Source organism: Novosphingobium sp. MBES04, from assembly GCF_000813185.1.
Taxonomy (GTDB): Bacteria; Pseudomonadota; Alphaproteobacteria; order Sphingomonadales; family Sphingomonadaceae; genus Novosphingobium; species Novosphingobium decolorationis.
Map to the genome: position 1 here is coordinate 1 of NZ_DF850517.1, position 713 is coordinate 713.

General features: G+C 62.6%; 1 protein-coding gene. It reads left to right on the top strand.

Annotation, left to right across the window (positions count from 1 at the left end):
* Nucleotides 1-713, top strand: a 713-nt coding sequence (locus tag MBENS4_RS23750) for an IS701 family transposase (RefSeq protein WP_144401098.1), incomplete at both ends; no start/stop codon positions are given.

A 713-nucleotide genomic window follows, 5' to 3' on the forward strand; every position in this document is an offset into this window, starting at 1 on the left:
CGTAGAATGTGCCCGGCCTATATCGCTGGTCTGATCGGGCCCGGCGATCGCAAGAGCATCCAACCAATGGCAGCCCGTTCGGATGCGATACCCTACGACCGGCTACATCATTTCATCGGGGCTGGCTTATGGGACAGCGCCCCCCTGGAAGCGACCTTGTGGAACCAGGCGGATGAATTGGTTGGCGGTGAGGGAGCCTGGTTGATCATCGACGACACCGCCCTGCCCAAGAAGGGCAAGGCTTCGGTTGGCGTCGCGCCCCAATACGCCACGGCGCTGGGCAAGAATGCCAACTGCCAGACGATGGTATCGGTGACACTGGCCTCGGGCGAAGTTCCCCTCATGTTAAGCTTGCGGCTGTTCCTGCCGGAAAGCTGGACGAGCGATGCTGCGCGCATGGACAAGGTTGGCGTGCCTACGCCCTTGCAGGAATACCGCACCAAGCCAGAGATCGCGATTGAGGAGATCGATCGCATTATCGCTGCCGGGGTGCGCTTTGGCTGCGTGCTGGCCGATGCGGGTTACGGGCTGTCGGCTCCGTTCCGGCAGGCACTGAGTGCGCGTAGCCTTTGCTGGGCGGTTGGCATCCCCCGGCATCAGAAGGTCTATCCGGCCGATGTGCAACTGATCTTCCCAGTCGCAGGACGCGGTCGCCCACGGGTGCGACATGTGCCCGACGTCAAATCCATGGCCGCGCACGCAATGCTCGAAGG